Source organism: Breoghania sp. L-A4, from assembly GCF_003432385.1.
GTDB lineage: Bacteria > Pseudomonadota > Alphaproteobacteria > Rhizobiales > Stappiaceae > Breoghania.
The window spans coordinates 575,505-592,920 of record NZ_CP031841.1 but is presented as its reverse complement, the minus strand read 5'-3'; the positions used below and the strand labels follow the sequence as shown (position 1 = coordinate 592,920).

The 17,416-nt window shown below is 65.6% G+C and carries 14 protein-coding genes and 1 pseudogene; 9 read left to right on the top strand and 6 right to left on the bottom strand.

What is annotated here, in order from left to right; translation table 11 throughout:
* Positions 1-46: 46 nt before the first annotated feature.
* The 3 genes and pseudogenes from lepA to D1F64_RS02865 form a co-directional block, all read right to left on the bottom strand.
* Entirely contained in the window at positions 47-1,852 is a 1,806-nt protein-coding gene (gene lepA / locus D1F64_RS02875; RefSeq protein WP_117411186.1) for a translation elongation factor 4, read from the bottom strand.
* Between the two features lie 268 nt (positions 1,853-2,120).
* A pseudogene (mepA, locus tag D1F64_RS02870) lies at positions 2,121-2,938 on the bottom strand (penicillin-insensitive murein endopeptidase).
* A 369-nt stretch (positions 2,939-3,307) separates the two neighbouring features.
* A complete protein-coding gene (locus D1F64_RS02865; RefSeq protein ID WP_117411185.1) occupies positions 3,308-4,117 on the bottom strand; it encodes an alpha/beta hydrolase in 810 nt (269 codons plus the stop codon).
* A gap of 88 nt (positions 4,118-4,205) precedes the next feature.
* Here D1F64_RS02865 and D1F64_RS02860 point away from each other — a divergent pair, with 88 nt between their 5' ends.
* The 5 genes from D1F64_RS02860 (at position 4,206) to D1F64_RS02840 (ending at position 8,118) form a co-directional block, all read left to right on the top strand.
* Entirely contained in the window at positions 4,206-5,381 is a 1,176-nt protein-coding gene (locus tag D1F64_RS02860; RefSeq protein ID WP_248304592.1) for a glycosyltransferase family 4 protein, read from the top strand.
* A gap of 191 nt (positions 5,382-5,572) precedes the next feature.
* Positions 5,573-6,199 carry a translation initiation factor IF-3 gene (gene infC, locus D1F64_RS02855; protein ID WP_117411184.1) on the top strand — a complete coding sequence of 209 codons (627 nt, stop codon included), beginning with the start codon at positions 5,573-5,575 and terminating at the stop codon, positions 6,197-6,199.
* 240 nt (positions 6,200-6,439) lie between these two features.
* The gene (gene rpmI / locus D1F64_RS02850; protein WP_117411183.1) at positions 6,440-6,637 is read left to right on the top strand and encodes a 50S ribosomal protein L35; all 198 of its coding nucleotides are present in this window, start codon (positions 6,440-6,442) and stop codon (positions 6,635-6,637) included.
* Positions 6,638-6,667: 30 nt separating this feature from the next.
* Positions 6,668-7,024 carry a 50S ribosomal protein L20 gene (gene rplT, locus D1F64_RS02845; protein ID WP_117411182.1) on the top strand — a complete coding sequence of 119 codons (357 nt, stop codon included), beginning with the start codon at positions 6,668-6,670 and terminating at the stop codon, positions 7,022-7,024.
* A gap of 110 nt (positions 7,025-7,134) precedes the next feature.
* Positions 7,135-8,118: an LLM class flavin-dependent oxidoreductase gene (locus D1F64_RS02840; RefSeq protein ID WP_117411181.1), complete on the top strand. Its 984-nt coding sequence runs from the start codon at positions 7,135-7,137 to the stop codon at positions 8,116-8,118.
* 10 nt (positions 8,119-8,128) lie between these two features.
* Here the strand turns inward: D1F64_RS02840 and D1F64_RS02835 are convergent, their stop codons facing one another.
* Positions 8,129-8,755, bottom strand: coding sequence for a glutathione S-transferase family protein (locus tag D1F64_RS02835; protein WP_117411180.1), 627 nt, complete (start codon positions 8,753-8,755; stop codon positions 8,129-8,131).
* A gap of 212 nt (positions 8,756-8,967) precedes the next feature.
* Here D1F64_RS02835 and D1F64_RS02830 point away from each other — a divergent pair, with 212 nt between their 5' ends.
* From D1F64_RS02830 to pheT, 4 genes are all read left to right on the top strand, one after another.
* Complete coding sequence (locus tag D1F64_RS02830) at positions 8,968-10,029, top strand: aromatic ring-hydroxylating dioxygenase subunit alpha (protein WP_117411179.1); 1,062 nt, start codon at positions 8,968-8,970, stop codon at positions 10,027-10,029.
* 127 nt (positions 10,030-10,156) lie between these two features.
* Positions 10,157-11,263: a phenylalanine--tRNA ligase subunit alpha gene (pheS, locus tag D1F64_RS02825; RefSeq protein WP_117411178.1), complete on the top strand. Its 1,107-nt coding sequence runs from the start codon at positions 10,157-10,159 to the stop codon at positions 11,261-11,263.
* Between the two features lie 190 nt (positions 11,264-11,453).
* Positions 11,454-11,738 carry a GIY-YIG nuclease family protein gene (locus D1F64_RS02820; protein ID WP_117411177.1) on the top strand — a complete coding sequence of 95 codons (285 nt, stop codon included), beginning with the start codon at positions 11,454-11,456 and terminating at the stop codon, positions 11,736-11,738.
* A gap of 220 nt (positions 11,739-11,958) precedes the next feature.
* On the top strand, positions 11,959-14,376 hold the full coding sequence (gene pheT, locus D1F64_RS02815; protein ID WP_117411176.1) for a phenylalanine--tRNA ligase subunit beta: 2,418 nt from the start codon (positions 11,959-11,961) through the stop codon (positions 14,374-14,376).
* Here pheT and D1F64_RS02810 read toward each other — a convergent pair.
* Both D1F64_RS02810 and pabB read right to left on the bottom strand, forming a co-directional pair.
* On the bottom strand, positions 14,373-15,329 hold the full coding sequence (locus tag D1F64_RS02810; protein ID WP_117411175.1) for an IS481 family transposase: 957 nt from the start codon (positions 15,327-15,329) through the stop codon (positions 14,373-14,375). The two genes, pheT and D1F64_RS02810, sit on opposite strands and share 4 nt — an antisense overlap.
* Before the next feature lie 266 nt (positions 15,330-15,595).
* Positions 15,596-17,395 (bottom strand): aminodeoxychorismate synthase component I, encoded by a 1,800-nt coding sequence (pabB, locus tag D1F64_RS02805; RefSeq protein WP_205470629.1) that lies wholly within the window; start codon positions 17,393-17,395, stop codon positions 15,596-15,598.
* Positions 17,396-17,416 lie beyond the last annotated feature (21 nt).

The window sequence follows — 17,416 nt, the reverse complement described above, 5'->3', positions numbered from 1 at the left end:
GATCGGAAAGATGCGCGCGAAGAAAGACGAGGCGCCGGAATGCCGCCTAGTCGTCCATCTTCAGCGCCTGGATGAAGGCTTCCTGCGGGATCTCGACCCGGCCGAACTGCCTCATCTTCTTCTTGCCGGCCTTCTGCTTGTCCAGAAGCTTGCGCTTGCGCGTGGCGTCGCCGCCGTAGCACTTGGCCGTCACGTCCTTGCGCATCGCCGAGAGCGTCTCGCGCGCGATCACCTTGCCGCCGATCGCCGCCTGGATCGGGATCTTGAACATGTGCCGCGGGATCAGCTCTTTCAGCTTCTCGACCATCGCCCGGCCGCGCCGCTCCGCCTGGGAACGGTGAACGAGCATCGACAGCGCGTCGACCGGCTCGTCGTTGACCAGAACCGACATCTTGACCAGATCGCCGGCGACATAGCCGGTGATCTGATAGTCAAAGGAGGCATAGCCCTTGGAGATGGATTTCAGCCGATCGTAGAAATCGAACACCACCTCGTTGAGCGGCAGATCATAGGTGACCATGGCGCGCGAGCCGACGTAGGACAGGTCCACCTGGCGGCCGCGACGGTCCTGGCACAGCTTGAGAATGCTGCCGAGATAGTCGTCCGGCGTCATGATCGAGGCGCGGATCCACGGCTCGCGGACCTCGGCGATCTTCACCACATCGGGCATGTCGGCGGGATTGTGCAGCTCGATCTCGGTGCCGTCGGTCATGCTCATCTGGTAGACGACCGAGGGCGCTGTGGCGATGAGATCGAGGTTGAACTCGCGTTCCAGCCGTTCCTGGATGATCTCCAGGTGCAGCAGGCCGAGAAAGCCGCAGCGGAAACCGAAGCCCAGGGCGGCGGAGGATTCCATCTCGTAGGAGAAGCTGGCGTCGTTCAGCCGCAGCCGGCCGACGGCGGCGCGCAAATCCTCGAAATCCGCCGCATCGACGGGAAACAGCCCGCAGAACACCACCGGCTGCGCCGGCTTGAAGCCCGGCAGGGCTTGCGCGCACGGCTTGCGGTCGTCGGTGATCGTGTCGCCGACACGGGTATCGGCCACTTCCTTGATGGATCCGGTGATGACGCCGATCTCGCCCGGCTCCAACTGCTCCTTCAACAGGAATTTCGGAGTCATGACACCGACCCGGTCGATGTCGTAGACCGCGCCCGTGCCCATCATCTGCACGCGCTGACCCTTTTTCAGCGTCCCGTCGATGATCCGCACCAGCACCATCACGCCGAGATAGGCGTCGTACCAGCTGTCGACCAGCAACGCCTTCAGCGGACCCTGCGGGTCGCCCTCGGGAGGCGGCAACCGCGTGACGATGGCTTCCAGCACATTCTCCACGCCAAGACCGGTCTTGGCGGAGATCATCACGGCGTCGGACGCGTCGAGGCCGATGACCTCCTCGATCTGTTCCTTGATGCGCTCGGGCTCGGCGGCGGGAAGATCCACCTTGTTGAGCACCGGCACGATCTCGTGGTTGTTGTCGAGCGCCTGATAGACGTTGGCGAGCGTCTGCGCCTCCACGCCCTGGGACGCGTCGACCACCAGCAGCGAGCCCTCGCAGGCCGCCAGCGAGCGGGACACCTCATAGGCGAAGTCGACGTGGCCCGGCGTGTCGATCAGGTTGAGCGTGTACTGCTTGCCGTCCTTGGCGTTGTAGATCAGCCGGACGGTCTGCGCCTTGATCGTGATTCCGCGCTCGCGCTCGATGTCCATCGAGTCGAGAACCTGCTCCTTCATTTCGCGCTCGGAGACGGTGCCGGTCATCTGGATGAGCCGGTCCGCCAATGTCGACTTGCCGTGGTCGATGTGCGCGACGATGGAGAAATTGCGGATGTGGTCGAGTTTCTGGGTCGTCATGAGCGCTCAGATAGCATCGGGGCGATGTCTGGGAAAGGGGAAAGAACTCCGGCGTTTGGATTTACGGCGCCGGGTGCACGGCGGCCGCTTGCATCGTGTCTTTCAAGATGGTGCAAACGAACGGGCCCGCATGAACCAAGTGGCATGACGGCGATTGCGCCCTGCGCAAATTCGGCAATTCCTCGTGCAGCACCCGACGGCGCGCCCCCGAGGCTGCGCTTGCCGAGCAAATCGTCGCGAGGCTCGGGGCGCTCCCGTCGCGAACCGGCTACCGCGCCTTCAGCACGTCCACGCAATCCGAAGGCAAGGCCGCAAGCGTCATCGGCGGCTTGGGCTTGTGCGGCTTGGCGCCGGGCTTGGGAACCCAGGGTTCGTCGGACATCCAGTAGTCCAGCGGCTTGCCGCAGCCGTCGCCGGCCGGCGGCGGATTCTGGTTTTTGCAACTGGCGTTGCCCGGCTCGCATTTCAGGCGCACGTGGAAATGATAGTGATGCCCCCACCACGGACGGATCACCCGCAGCCAGGAGCGGTCGCCGGTCTCGAACGCGCACAGCGCCTTCTTGATGCCCGGCGACACGAAGATGCGCGCCACACGGCTGTCCTGCGCGGCGCGGCGGATCAGCCGGGCGTGCCTGTCGGTGAACTTTTTCGGATCCACCGTGCGGTCGGCGCCGGTGACATTGAGCGGCCCGCGCAGCATGGAGACCGCCGAGACGTTCTCGCGCTCCGCCGCGCTCATCACGTGATCGGGCGCCTGCTTGAGCCAGATGTCCGCGTCCAGCCCGATCTGGTGGCTGGCGTGGCCCGAAAGCATCGGGCCGCCGCGCGGCTGCGCCATGTCGCCGACCATCAGCCCCCGCCAGCCGAGTTTGCGCGCATCGCCCGCGAGATCCTGAAGATAGTCGATCAGCCGGGGCTGCCCCAGAAGCGGTTGCGCGACAGGCGCATCACCTGCCATCCGGGCCCGTTTGCCGGCAGCGCCACGCCGCCGGCCTGACAGCCCTTCGCGTAGGAGCCGATGGCCCGCGGCGCAAGCGGCGCGGGTCCGTCGGCATGACCGAAATACTGCTTTGCCGGGGCACTCATGCTCAGCGTGAGTTGCTGCGCGGCGGGTTTTGCGGATGGCACCTCGGACAGTGGTTCGGCGAATGTTTCCGGAGCCGCCGGCTTGGCTCGAGGCAGGGCGTCCTGCGCCCACACGGGCGACATCAGCGCCCCGGCAAGCCAACCGGCAAACACGACCGCACCGGCAGTGCGCGCCGACCGGGACGCAAGCCCTGTCATCCATCGTCCGACATCCGCAATCATCGCTATCCCATCCTTCTGAGCGGAATCAAACAGTGCCATGAGGCCGTGGAGCACCTCAAGGCGGCAATCCGGCATGCGCGCCCGCGGGTCGCCATCTCCGCATCACCCGCCCCGACGGCGAACCGGTGCTCGCAGCGATCGGCCCGCCTATGCGCCGTCCGGCCGCATGACGCCGATGCCGAATTCGACGAGCGCCGGGATCAGCCGCAAATCGATATCCTGCGGCCGCGACAGGCGGTGATCGCCGTCCTTGACCAGGGTCACCGAGACATCGTCACTGGGAAGCCGGGCGACGAGTTCCATCGCATGCGTCCAGGGCACATCGGCATCCTGCATGCCCTGCAGGATGTGCACCGGACAGCCCGGCTCGATCGAACCGCCCATCAGCAAATTGTTGCGGCCATCCTCGATCAGCCCGCGGGTGATCACATAGGGCTCATCGTATTCCGAGGGCCGCTCGTAACGGCCCGTCCGCATCAGTTCGTTGCGAACCTCTTCGGGGAAGCCCTTCCACATCAGCTCTTCGGTAAAATCGGCCGCCGGCGCGATCAGGATCAGTCCGGCGAGGTTGCCGTTGCCGCGGCTCTTCAGCGCGCGGGCCAGCAGCAGCGCCAGCCATCCTCCCATCGAGGAGCCGACCGCGACGGTCGGACCGTCACAGACCGTCTCGAAGACGGCGATGGTTTCCTCGAGCCAGCGCGAAATCGTGCCCTCTTCGAAGGCGCCGCCCGATTCGCCGTGGCCGGAATAATCGAACCGCGTCATCGCGTGGCCGCTAGCGCGCACCCATTCGGCGATGGCCACCGCCTTGGAGCCGACCATGTCGGACTTGAAGCCCGACAACCACAGAACGCCGGGCGTCTTCGCAGGATCCGCGGCCGCGTCATGCCGCACGGCGATCTCGCGCGCGGCATTTCCCGCGCCGACGGTTATGAATTGCGGATCGCGCTCGCTCATTTAAAAGGTCTCCGAAGGAAATCGCGTCACCGGCCGCTTCGGTGATCTCCCTTTTGTGATGCCACGCCAATCCGGTGAAGGAAACCCCGTGCCCCCGCTTACACCCGTGACGATCCTGCAGATCGCGCCCGAACTGGATACCGGCGGCGTGGAGCGCACGGCGGTTGATGTGGCGCGCGCCTGTGTCTCGCACGGCTGGCGGGCGCTGGTGGCGAGCCAGGGCGGGCGACTGGTCGCGGAACTGGAACAGGCCGGCGGCGAGCATGTCACCCTGCCGCTGGCCTCCAAGAACCCCTTGACCATTCTTGCGAACGCCCGCGCGCTCGTAAACCTCATCCGGTCGCGCAACGTCTCGCTGGTCCATGCCCGCTCGCGCGCTCCGGCCTGGTCGGCGCTGATCGCGGCGCGGGTCACCGGGGTTCCGTTCGTCACCACGTATCACGGCGCCTACAACCAGAAGAGCGCTCTGAAGGGTCTCTACAATTCGGTGATGGCGCGCGCCGATACGGTGATCGCCAATTCGCATTTCACCAAGCGGCTGATCGCCGAGCGCCATGCGTGCGCCGGCGACCGCGTCACGGTGATTCACCGCGGCAGCGATGTCACGGGTTTCGCGCGCGCCGCCATCTCCGATGACCGCCTCGACGCCCTGCGCGCCGCCTGGGGACTTGGTGGCCATGAGCGGGTGATCCTGCAGATGGCCCGCATCACCCCGTGGAAAGGCCAGCCGGTGACCATCGACGCCTTCGCGCGGCTTGATCCGGCCGCGCACGGCGACTGCGTTCTCATTCTCGCCGGCGACGCGCAGGGCCGCGGCGGCTATCTCGACGCCCTGCGGGCGCGCATCGAGAGCCATGGACTGGGCGAGCGCGTGCGGCTGACGGGCCATTGCGCGGACGTGCCGGCGGCGATGGCCCTCGCCTGCGTGGTGGCGGTGTCCTCGGTGGAGCCGGAAGCCTTCGGCCGCGCGGCGGTGGAGGCCCAGCTCGCCGGCGCGCCGGTGGTGGTCAGCGATCTGGGAGCCGTGCCGGAAACCGTGCTGGCGCCGCCGCAGGTGACGGCGGAGCAACGCACCGGATGGCGCGTGCCGCCCGGCGATCCCGGGGCTCTTGCCGCGGCGCTTGACGAAGCGCTGTCGCTTGATGAGAGCGCGCGAAAGGCGCTGACGGATCGCGCCCGGGCGCATGCCGCGGAGCATTTTTCCCTGCATGCCATGTGCGCGGCGACGCTCGCCGTTTACGAAGACCTCATACCTGCGGTGTAACCAGAGCACCTGAGCGCCGTTCTTCGGTTGACTCGCCGGCGTTTTCAACGGATTCTTGCGCGGGCTTCAAAAGCCGCCTAGATAGGGCGAGCAGATACGCCGTCGTGCCTTTCCCTGCCCTTGGTCCCGACCCCGTCTTGGCCGCTGTGATCGGGAACAATATGGGCGCGGCGGAGTTTTTGTTTTGAAGCATGCGTGCTGAAATCTGCCTGTTCCGGCGCGACAGCCGGGCTTGGCATTCGGGCGCAATCATCAATTTCAGAGGAGATACCGACCATTCGCCGTCCGTTTCGTGCTCCGCCGCCTCCAAGGACGGGCCGCGCACCAACCAGGAAATTCGCGTTCCTGAAGTCCAGCTGATCGATCACGAAGGTGAAAACCGCGGGATCGTCGCTATCGAGGAAGCCATGGGAATCGCCACCGAGGCGGGTCTCGACCTCGTTGAAATTCAGCCGAACGCAAAACCGCCGGTCTGCAAGATCCTTGATTACGGGCGGTTCAAGTACCAGGCCCAGAAAAAGGCTGCCGAGACGCGCAAGCGTCAGAAGACCTACGAAATCAAAGAAATCAAGATGCGCCCCAACATCGACACGCACGATTACGACGTGAAGATGCGCAACATGGGCCGCTTCTTTGAGGACGGCGACAAGGTCAAGGTGACATTGCGCTTCCGTGGCCGCGAGATGGCCCACCAGGATCTTGGCTACAAGCTGTTGCAGAAGGTCAAGACCGAGGTTGCCGAGGTCGCCAAGTGCGAATCCGAGCCCAAGCTCGAAGGCCGCCAGATGGTGATGCTGCTGGCGCCGATCCAGCGTTAAGCCCGCACCGCGGCAACCATACGAATTTCCGATGCCCGGCATTTTTGCCGGGCATTTTGTTTTGCGGACGTTTCCTGCGGAAAACAGGGCATTTCACGCCTTGCGTTTGCCGCCCATCGCCCCTATAACCCGGCGGTTCCGAGCCGCCCGGCGCGATACAACGGGCATGCCGAGGCGGCTCCTCATGCATCCGGCAAGACAAGCGCTTCGATAAAGAAGTGCGACAAGAAAGGACGCGAAATGCCCAAGTTGAAGACTAAGTCCGGCGCTAAGAAGCGCTTCAAGGTGACTTCGAGCGGCAAGATCAAAGTCGCCCAGGCAGGTAAGCGCCACGGCATGATCAAGCGGACGAAGAAATTCATCCGCAACGCGCGCGGCACCACGGTCCTTTGTGACCAGGATGCCCGTATCGTCAAAAAATTCCTCCCCTACGCGTAATCGTAGCGGTCCAATCCGAGGAGATCATCCATGTCGCGTGTTACCCGGGGCGTCACGTCGCACGCCCGCCACAAGAAGACGATCAAGGCAGCCAAGGGCTACTACGGTCGCCGCAAGAATACGATTCGCATCGCCAAACAGGCGGTGGAGAAGGCCGGCCAGTACGCCTACCGCGACCGCAAGGTCCGCAAGCGCAACTTCCGCGCCCTTTGGATCCAGCGCATCAACGCTGCGACCCGCGAGCACGGCCTGACCTACGGCAGCTTCATCAATGGCCTGAACAAGGCCGGCGTCGAAGTCGACCGCAAGGTCCTCTCCGATCTCGCCATTCACCAGCCGGACGCCTTCAAGGCTCTGGTCGAGAAGGCGCAGGGCGCGCTGGCGTAAGCCACACGCATCTGGACGAATGAAAAAGGGGCGTGCCTGCCGGGCGCGCCCTTTTTGTTTGGCTCCCGCCTCCCTATCTTGAGGAGCCCGCACACCGACAGAGCCCCTCCATGCACCTCTCCGTTCTCGATCTCGCCTTCATCCGCGAAGGCGGCACAGCCGCCGAGGCGCTTGCCAATTCGCTCGATCTGGCCCGCCACGTCGAGGCGTGGGGCTACAAGCGCTTCTGGCTGGCCGAGCATCACAACATGACCGGCATCGCCAGCGCCGCCACCTCCGTGGTCATCGGCCACATCGCGGCCGGCACCAGGACAATCCGCGTCGGCGCCGGCGGCATCATGCTGCCCAATCACGCGCCGATGATCATCGCCGAGCAGTTCGGCACGCTGGAGACGCTCTATCCGGGCCGTATCGATCTGGGCCTGGGCCGGGCGCCGGGCACCGATCAGGCCACCTTGCGCGCCCTGCGCCGCTCCTATGAAAGCGCGGAAAGCTTTCCGCAGGACGTCTACGAGCTTCAGGCCCTTCTCGCGCCGGCGGGTCCCGGCCAGACCATCCGCGCGGTGCCAGGCGTGGGCACCAACGTGCCGCTGTGGATCCTCGGCTCGTCGCTGTTCGGCGCCAAGCTCGCCGCCGTCCTCGGACTGCCTTACGCCTTTGCGTCGCATTTCGCGCCCGACGCGCTGGAGCAGGCGCTGTCGGTCTACCGCTCGGAATTCCAGCCCTCCGAGCAGCTTTCGAAACCGCACGCGATGGTCGCGGTGAACGTCGTCGCTGCGGACACCGACGCGGAAGGCGTCCGCCTGGCCACCTCGCTGCAGCAGCGGTTCACCGACATGTTCCGCGGAACGCGCGGCCTGCTGCCGCCGCCCATCGACGACATCGACACCTATTGGTCGGCCGCGGAGAAGGCGCGCGTCTCCTCGATGATGCGGTGCTCCTTCATCGGCTCGCGCGACACGGTGGCAAGCGGGCTGGAGGAGTTCAACGCGCGGCTCCAGCCGGACGAACTGATCGTCGCCTCTGCCATCTTCGATCACGCCGCCCGGCTGCGCTCGTACGAAATCCTGGGCGAGATCGCGCGGCAAGACTGACCGATCTCGATCACTCGGGCGCGACAAAGGCCTGCGAGATTTCGCGAAACACCGGCAGGGCCTCACAGCGGTCCGCGTGGGAGGCGAGATGTGGGGTTCGGGTGGCGTCGAACAGCTCCGGGCTGGTGTCGCGCAGGAACCGCAAGGCGCAGGCGACGGCGATATCGGCATGGCCGATATCCGCACCGAACCAGTAGTCCCCGGTGCGCCCGGCGCGATCGACCTCGAGAGCCTGCAACACATCGGCAATCTGGCGGTGGCAGCGGGCGACCCACACCGTCGACGCCTCGCTGCGCAGCACCCGCTCATACACAAGAGAAATGGCCTTGTCGGCCAGCCCGCAGGCAAGCGCCATCGTCTTCAGCGCCTGACGCCGCGCGATGCCCTTTGGAGCGATCAGCGGCCGGCCGCCGCCCGCGATCTCGTCCAGATAGTCGAGGATCGCGGTGCTCTCGATCAGCGCCTCGCCGTCGTCGAGCACCAGCGTCGGCACCCGCACCACCGGGTTGTAGACTGCCAGCTTTTCCGCGTCGCCAAAAGCCGACCAGGGGCGATGCTCGAAGTCGAGCCCGTAAAGCCGCATCGCAATGGCCACGCGCCGGGTGAATGGAGAATCGAACTGGCCAATGAGGATCATGCGGGACTCCGATCTGCGGACGCGCTGCACCGGGCGAGCGATTGATCGCCATCAAGGCGCAAGCGCCGGTCGATTGCCACAGATATTTTCGTGAAGCGGTCAAAGACGATTCGTCACGCCGCAAGGGTGCGGCGGATCCGAACGCGCGGCTTGAGCCGGCCCGCCCAACCGGCTAAACCCGCTACACGCATTGCGCACACAGGGACGCCCAGATGGACAATCTCAAAGCCGAGCTTCTGCGCGGGCTGTGGTACGTCGCGACCGTCGGGTCCGAGGTCAAACCCGGCCGGACCATCGCGAAAAAACTGATGGGCGAACCGGTGATGATCGGCCGCGACGCCAGGGGCCGCGTCTTCGCGCTCACCGACATCTGCCCGCACCGCGGCATCCCGCTGTCATACGGCACGTTCGATGGCGACACCGTGCAGTGCTGCTACCACGGCTGGCGCTTCGACACCGCCGGCACCTGCACCGAGATCCCCTCGACGCATGAATACCAGACCATCGACCTTTCCCGCATCAACTGCGGCGCCTATGCGTGCCGCGAGCAGCAGGGGCTGATCTGGATCTATTTCCCCGAAAATGGTGAGAAGCCGGAAGACGGCCGCCAGCCGGAACCGCCGATGCTGCCGGACTTCGGCGTCGATGACGCACCGAAGATCGCCATCATGCAGCCCTTCGTCTGCTCGGTGGATCACGCGGCGCTCGGGCTGATGGATCCCACCCACGCCGCCTTCGTGCACACCTCGTGGTGGTTCAAGAAGAACGCCACCAGGCTGCGCGCCAAGGTCAAGGAGTTCGCCCCCTCCGAGCTTGGCTGGGCGATGGTGCGCCACAAGCTGCCGCCGCAGAACATCGCCTACCGCTGGCTCCTGGGCGACAACGTGACGACCGAGATCATCTACCGGCTGCCCGGCCTGCGCATCGAGCACATCAAGGGCGACAAGCATTCCGTCGTCGGCCTGACGACCATCACGCCGGTTTCCGAGGACGAAACGGAAGTCCGCCAGATCTTCTGGGCCACCATGCCCTGGGTCGCGCCCTTCAAGCCGCTGATCCGCCACCTGATGAACGTGTTCCTCGGCCAGGACCGCCGCGTGGTGATCCAGCAGCGCGAGGGGCTCGTCTACAACCCCAAGCTGATGCTGATCAACGACGCGGACACGCAAGGCCGCTGGTGGATGCAGCTCAAGCGCGAATGGGCGGCGTCCGGCGAGGCCAAGCGGCCGTTTGAGAACCCCGTCAAGGCCAAGACCCTGCGCTGGATGAGCTGAGGCGCGCGCGGCGAGACCACCTTTCGCGCCTTTGCGGCGCGCGCGCTCTGGAAACCGCCCGCATTTCTGCTAAAAGACCCCTCGCCGAACACGCGCGGCGCGCCGCCATAAGACAACGCTGGTACCCATGTCCGAACTTGATACGCCCGACACTTCCATGCTCGACGCGCTGGAATCCGACCTTGCCGCCAAAATCGACGCCGCCGCGGACGAGGGGGCGCTCGACGAGGTGCGCGTCGCGGCCCTTGGCAAGAAGGGCGCGATTTCCGAGAAGATGAAGACGCTCGGCAAGATGACGCCGGAAGAGCGCCAGATCTTAGGCCCGGCGCTGAACGGGCTGAAGGCCCGCGTCACCGACGCGATTGCGGCGCGCAAAAGCGTGCTGAAGGAACAGGCGCTGGAAGCGCGGCTTTCGTCCGAGACCGTCGACGTCACATTGCCGGTGCGTCCCGGCCCTTCGACAGAGGGCCGCATTCATCCGGTCAGCCAGGTGATCGACGAATTGACCGCGATCTTCGCCGACATGGGCTTTTCCATCGCCGAGGGTCCGGACATCGAGACGGACGAGACCAATTTCACCGCGCTGAACTTCCCCGAGGGCCATCCCGCGCGCGAAATGCACGACACGTTCTTCTTCCCCGAGAAGGAAGACGGCGGGCGACTGCTGCTGCGCACCCACACCTCCACCGTGCAGATCCATATGATGCGCGAGCAGGAGCCGCCGCTGCGCGTCATCATCCCCGGGCGCACCTACCGCTGCGATTCGGATCAGACGCACACGCCGATGTTCCATCAGGTCGAGGGCCTGGTCATCGACAAGGGCAGCCACATCGGTCACCTGAAGTGGATCCTCGAGGAATTCTGCAAGGCGTTCTTCGAGGTCGATGAGATCAAGATGCGCTTCCGCCCCTCCTTCTTCCCCTTCACCGAACCGTCGATGGAAGTCGACATCGGCTGCTCGTTTGCGGGCGGCGAGGTGAAGATCGGCGAGGGCGACGACTGGCTGGAGATCCTCGGCTGCGGCATGGTGCATCCCAACGTGCTGCGCAACTGCGGGCTGGACCCGGACGTCTACCAGGGGTTCGCCTGGGGCATGGGTATCGATCGCATCGCCATGCTGAAATACGGCATGCCGGACCTGCGCGCCTTCTTCGACGCGGACCTGCGCTGGATCAAGCACTACGGCTTCCGCCCGCTCGACATGCCGACCCTGTTCGGCGGCCTGAGCGCGTAAGCCAGGCACGCCCGGCCCGACGTGCCGGACTCTCCGTCGTCATCCTCGGCCTTGTGCCGAGGATCCACGGCGGCAAGGCACGAACAAGATGGATCCTCGGCACAAGCCCGAGGATGACGAAACGGCGGGTCAAGCCCGAGGATGACGAAAAGGAACGGTCCGAGAGGATGTGGAGAGCGGGCGAGGGCTTATGACGGGCTTCGTCTATATCGTCGCATCGAAGGCACGAGGAACGCTATACACCGGCGTCACCTCGGACCTTGCTCGTCGGGCCTATGAACATCGCGAAGGCCTGATCCCGGGGTTCACGAAGAAATATGGATGCAAGATGCTGGTCTGGTACGAAGAGCATTTCAACGTCACTGATGCCATCCAGCGGGAAAAATCGGTAAAGCGCTACTATCGCCAATGGAAGATCAATCTTATCGAGGCAACCAACCCGCAATGGGACGATCTTTACGAGACGCTGGCGTAACGCCGGATACCGGCCGAGACGTGCCAGGCTCTCCGTCGTCATCCTCGGCCTTGTGCCGAGGATCCATGGCGGCACGGGGGGACAAGATGGATCCTCGGCACAAGGCCGAGGATGACGATCGAGTTCGAAGCGGCGACCGATTCCGGCTCACACTATCGAATTGCCTATACCGTGCGTATCGCTCCACTGACAGCGCCGCGACCCAAATTGGAATGTTCCCATGAAATTCACCCTCTCCTGGCTCAAGGACCACCTGGAAACCGACGCCACACTCGGCGAGATCGTCGACATGCTGACGATGATCGGCCTGGAAGTGGAAGACGTGGCCGATCCGGCGAAGAAGCTGGCGCCGTTCCGCATCGCCAAGGTCGTCTCAGCCACCCAGCATCCCAACGCCGACCGGCTGAAGGTGCTCAGCGTCGACACCGGCGAGGGCGCCCCGCTGCAGGTCGTCTGCGGCGCTCCGAACGCGCGCGAAGGCCTTGTCGGCGTCTTCGCCAAGCCCGGCGACTATGTACCGGGCCTCGACGTGACGCTGTCGGTCGGCAAGATCCGCGACGTGGAGAGCTTCGGCATGATGTGCTCCGAGCGCGAGCTCGAGCTCTCCGACGAGCACGACGGCATCATCGACCTGCCGGCGGACGCGCCCGTGGGCGAAGCCTACGCCGCCTGGGCGGGGCTGGATGATCCGGTGATCGAGATCGGCATCACGCCGAACCGCTCCGACTGCCTCGGCGTGCACGGCATCGCCCGTGATCTGGCCGCCGCCGGCCTCGGCAAGCTCAAGGAGCACCGGCCCAGGCAGATCGCCGGCGAGGGACCGTGCCCCGTTTCCGTGGCGCTGGATTTCGGCGGCACGAAGCCGTTGTGCCCGGCCTTCGGTCTGCGGCAGGTCTCCGGCGTGAAAAACGGCGCGTCGCCCAAATGGATGCAGCAGCGGCTGATTGCCATCGGCCTGCGCCCGATCAATGCGCTCGTCGACATCACCAACTACATGACGTTTGACCGCGGCCGTCCGCTGCATGTCTTCGACGCCGCCAAGGTGACGGGCCACCTCACCGTGCGCCGCGGCCAGCCGGGCGAAACGATCCTGGCGCTCGACGGCAAGGAATACGCGGTCGACGACACCATGTGCGTGATCGCCGATGACAACACGCTCGATTCCATCGGCGGCATCATGGGCGGCGAACATACCGGCTGCGACGAGACGACCACCGACGTGCTGATCGAATCGGCGCTGTGGGACCCGATCAACATCGCCCAGACCGGCCGCAAGCTGGGGCTCAACTCCGACGCGCGCTACCGCTTCGAGCGCGGCGTTGACCCCGCCTTCATGCTGCCGGGCCTGGAAGAGGCAACCCAGCATGTGCTCGACATCTGCGGCGGCACGGCAAGCCAGGTCACCACCGCGGGCGCGGTGCCGGAAGTCGAGATGATCATCGATTTCCCGGTGACGGAAGTGAAGCGCCTGTCGGGGCTGGAGATCTCCGCCACCGAAATCAAGGTCATGCTGACGCGGCTTGGCTTCTGGGTATCGGGCGCGGGCAGCACCTGGAAGGTCGCCCCGCCGAGCTGGCGGCCCGACATCCACGGCAAGGCCGATCTGGTGGAAGAGGTGATGCGCATCGTCGGCGTCGACAAGATCCCGTCGACGCCGCTGCCGCGCATGGGCAGCGTCGCCGCCCAGGTTCTGACCACCGGCCAGGTCCGCCGCAACAAGGCGCGCCGGGCGCTCGCCGTGCGCGGACTGAATGAAGCCGTCACCTGGTCCTTCCTGCCCAAGGCGCATGCGGAAGCCTTCGGCGGCGGACAGCCGGAGATCGCGCTGGCCAATCCGATTTCCGCCGACATGTCCGACATGCGCCCCAGCCTGCTGCCGGGCCTGCTGTCGGCCGCCCAGCGCAACGCCGATCGCGGCTACGGCGACGTGGCGCTGTTCGAGGTCGGTCAGGTGTTTGCCGGCGACAAACCCTCCGACCAGACCATGGTCGCCACCGGCGTACGCCGGGGCACCGCCGTGCTGACCGGTTCGGGCCGTCACTGGTCGGGCGCCGCGGATCCCGTCAACGTGTTTGACGCCAAGGCCGACGCGATGGCGGCGCTCGAGGCCATCGGCGCGCCGGTGTCCAACCTGCAGGTCTTCACCGATGCGCCGGCGTGGTTCCATCCGGGCCGCTCGGGCATGCTGAAGCTCGGCCCGAAGAACGCGCTCGCCGCCTTCGGCGAGATCCATCCGCGCGTTCTCGAAATTCTCGACATCGAGGGCCCGGTGGTCGGCTTCGAGGTCTATCTCGACGCCGTGCCGCAGCCCAAGGGCAAGGCGTCGCGTTCCAAGGGCGCGCTGAATGTCGCCGATCTGATGCCGGTGAAGCGCGACTTCGCCTTCGTCGTCGACGGCGACACCCAGGCGGAAAAGATCCTCAAGGCGGCGCGCGGCGCGGAAAAGAAACTGATCAGCGACGTCAACGTCTTCGACGTCTATGAGGGCAAGGGTGTGCCGGAAGGCAAGAAGTCCATCGCCATCGACGTGACGCTGCAGCCCACGGAAAAGACGCTGACGGATGACGAAATCGAGGCCGTTGCGGCCCGGATCATCGCCGGCGTCGAAAAAGCCACCGGCGGCACGCTGCGCAGCTAGATGTGGAGCCTCAAGAGGTTGTCCTCGGTTAGATCGAGTCGACTGATCGGTGTTTTGGATTTTAGGCTGCCATGTGGCCGGTGCCAATTGTAGCGGTGTAGCCAGATCGGCAGTTCGGCTGCGCGATGGCGTGACGTTGGGTAGGCGATGGCATAGGCCCATTCCCGCAACGCGGTCTGTATGAAGCGTTCGGCCTTGCCGTTTGTCTTGGGCGTGTAGGGTCGGGTGCGGATGTGCTTGAGGCCGAGATCGCGGCAGGCTTTTGCGAAGGCTTTCGATTTGTAGCAGGCGCCATTGTCGGTCATGACGCGGGTGACGGTGACGCCCAGGCTCTCGTAATAGGCGAGCGCGGCGCGCAGGAAAGCGACCGCACTGTGTTTCTTCTCGTCGGGCAAGATCTGGCTGAAGGCGATGCGCGAGGCATCGTCGATGCAGACATGGACAAACTCCCAGCCGACACCGCGGCTGTTGGACTGGCCGGTGCGATCGCCGGTGATGCGGTGGCCGACGCGGTCGAACCGACCGAGTTTCTTGATGTCGATGTGGATCAACTCGCCCGGATGCTGGCGTTCATAGCGGCGCACCGGTTCGGCCGGATCGAGGTCCTTGAGCCGGGAGAGGCCTGCCCGCCGCAGCGCCCGGCTGACGGTGGCCGGTGACACGCCGACCTCCCGAGCGATGTGCTTACCTGTCCAGCGCTGACGGCGCAGGGCGATGATGCGTTCACAGAGGAGCGGATCGGTTGCGCTGGGCATCCGGCCTGGCCGAGAGGAGCGGTCGACCATGCCGGCCGGGCCTTCCGCCCTGTAGCGTTCGGCCCACCGGGCAACGATCTTGGCCGACACGCCATAGACCCGCGCCGCCTGGGCCCGGGAAAGACGACCTTCAATGACCGCTTGGGCCATCTCCCCTCGACGCAACGGTGTCAGGCGGGCATTCTTGTGGATGTTCATTCGGACCCTCCGATGCGTGCTGAAGCGTGGTAACTCCAGTCTCCTCGGTCAGGTCCGAATGGACAACCTGTTGAAAGCTCACAGCTAGAGCGCTTCCGTATCCGCCCCCTCTCCCTCAGGGAGAGGGTCGGGGTGAGGGGCTGTGATCCTTCAGCGTCACGGCGAGCCCTGCTCACCCGGGCGTGGAGCCTGTCCTTGGGCTGGCCACAGGCCAGACCCGAGGGCCCGACCTCTCCCCATGGGAGAGGTGATCCCGCGCAGCATTGCTACTCTTCCCCAATCAACACCGCCTTGATCAGCCCGCGCAGGGAGTTGCCCGCGTAGATCGCGTCAGCACTCACAAAGTCCTCCAGCCGCAGATCCGCCTCCACAGCCCGGCCGGTGTCCAGCAGCGCCTCGCGCAGAATACCGGGCAGCAGCCCGTGTCCGAGCGCTGGCGTCAGCAGACTGCCGTCCTTGCGGATGAACAGGTTGGTGAAGCTGCCCTCGGTGACCAAGCCGTCCGCGTTGAGAAACAGCGCCTCATCGCAGCCGGTGAGCCCCTGCAGGCGGACGCGCTCGTCGTCGTAATGCGCCCGGCGCGTGGTCTTGTGGAACAGGAACCGGTTGCCGGCATCCATGCGCTCGGGCGAGACCGCCAACCGCCAGGGGTTTTCGCTGGTTGCCGCAAGCGGCGCATCGGTGATGTCGAACGTTCCGCTCTCGGCGAGTTCCAGGCGCACCCGGCGCGGCGCATCGAAAGTGTCCGCGCGGGCCGCCAGCGCCGCCTCGATCGCCGGCAACGGACATCGGAACCCGAAATACTGCGCCGATCGCTGCAGTCGCGCCATGTGACGGCCTTGCAGCATATAGCCGTGCTGCGGGTCGAACCCCATGGTCTCGATAAGCCCGAACGGCGGGTCCTCACCGGTAAGGAAAGCCAGCTTCAGGTGACATTCGTCGTATTCGTCGTCGGCGTCGGAATCGAACACCACGCCGGAGCCGGTGCCGATCTCGCCGGTTCCGTCGGGGCGCAGCGTCAGCGTGCGGATGGCGACGTTGAAGCGGAAATCGCCGCCGGGGCGGATATGACCGATGGCGCCGGTGTAAACACCGCGCGGGCTGGTCTCCAGATCGTCGATGATGGCTTGCGCGCTGAGCTTCGGCGCGCCGGTGATCGAGCCGCACGGATAGAGCGCGGCAAAGACATCGGCGAAGCCGGTCTGCGGATTGAGCTGTCCACGCACGGTGGTCACCATCTGGTGCAGGCTGCGATAGCGCTCCACCTCAAATTTCTTCGAAATCCGCACGCTGCCCGGGCGGCTGATGCGCGACAGATCGTTGCGCATCAGATCGACGATCATCAGGTTCTCGGCCTGCGACTTCACGTCGGCGGCCAGCCAGCGGGCGATCTCCGTGTCCGCTTCCGCGTTCACTCCGCGCGGTGCGGTGCCCTTCATCGGCTTGGTGGTGAGCTGGTCGCCGGCGCGCTCCAGAAACAGCTCCGGTGACAGCGACAAGATCGTCGCGCCTTGCGTCGCGACCAGCGCCGCATAGCTGACCGGCTGGCGGCGCAGCAGCTCGAGAAACAGCCCCGCCGCGCTGCCCGAATGAGTGAAGCGGGCGCGCAGGGTCAGATTGGCCTGGTAGATGTCGCCGCTCGCCAGATGCCGCCGCACCTGCTCAAACGCCTTGCGGTAGGCCGCTCGGTCCATCTCGAAGCGCAAGCCGTGCACATGGCCGGCCGCGCCGCCCGAGGCGTTCTCGAGCCACCGCCGCGCCTCCGCCGCCGACAACGTCCGCGGCGCGTCATAGGCGCCGAACCACAGCAGCGGAGAGCCGTCCAGACGGGCGGGCAGGCGCGCGCGCAGCTTGTGCTCGAAGACATGGCCCATCTCGTAGGCGCAGAATCCGGCCAGATGCAGCCCGCCGTCCGACAACGCCTCGATGCGCGCCAGCGCGGCGGCCACCTCGCCCGGATCATTCGTGGTGACGATCTCGCGCGGGCCCTCGAACAGCAAGGCCTCCGCCCCGGTCAGGGCGTCGACCAGCAAGACGGTCCCTGCGGTGGGCGGGCACAGGTTCACGGCGCTTCCTTGAGGGCTCGA

Coding starts and splice junctions, on each gene's coding strand:
- lepA (WP_117411186.1), bottom strand. CDS start 1,852: ATGACGACCCAGAAACTCGACCACATCCGCAATTTCTCCATCGTCGCG.
- D1F64_RS02865 (WP_117411185.1), bottom strand. CDS start 4,117: ATGAGCGAGCGCGATCCGCAATTCATAACCGTCGGCGCGGGAAATGCC.
- infC (WP_117411184.1), top strand. CDS start 5,573: ATGCGTGCTGAAATCTGCCTGTTCCGGCGCGACAGCCGGGCTTGGCAT.
- rpmI (WP_117411183.1), top strand. CDS start 6,440: ATGCCCAAGTTGAAGACTAAGTCCGGCGCTAAGAAGCGCTTCAAGGTG.
- rplT (WP_117411182.1), top strand. CDS start 6,668: ATGTCGCGTGTTACCCGGGGCGTCACGTCGCACGCCCGCCACAAGAAG.
- D1F64_RS02840 (WP_117411181.1), top strand. CDS start 7,135: ATGCACCTCTCCGTTCTCGATCTCGCCTTCATCCGCGAAGGCGGCACA.
- D1F64_RS02835 (WP_117411180.1), bottom strand. CDS start 8,755: ATGATCCTCATTGGCCAGTTCGATTCTCCATTCACCCGGCGCGTGGCC.
- D1F64_RS02830 (WP_117411179.1), top strand. CDS start 8,968: ATGGACAATCTCAAAGCCGAGCTTCTGCGCGGGCTGTGGTACGTCGCG.
- pheS (WP_117411178.1), top strand. CDS start 10,157: ATGTCCGAACTTGATACGCCCGACACTTCCATGCTCGACGCGCTGGAA.
- D1F64_RS02820 (WP_117411177.1), top strand. CDS start 11,454: ATGACGGGCTTCGTCTATATCGTCGCATCGAAGGCACGAGGAACGCTA.
- pheT (WP_117411176.1), top strand. CDS start 11,959: ATGAAATTCACCCTCTCCTGGCTCAAGGACCACCTGGAAACCGACGCC.
- D1F64_RS02810 (WP_117411175.1), bottom strand. CDS start 15,329: ATGAACATCCACAAGAATGCCCGCCTGACACCGTTGCGTCGAGGGGAG.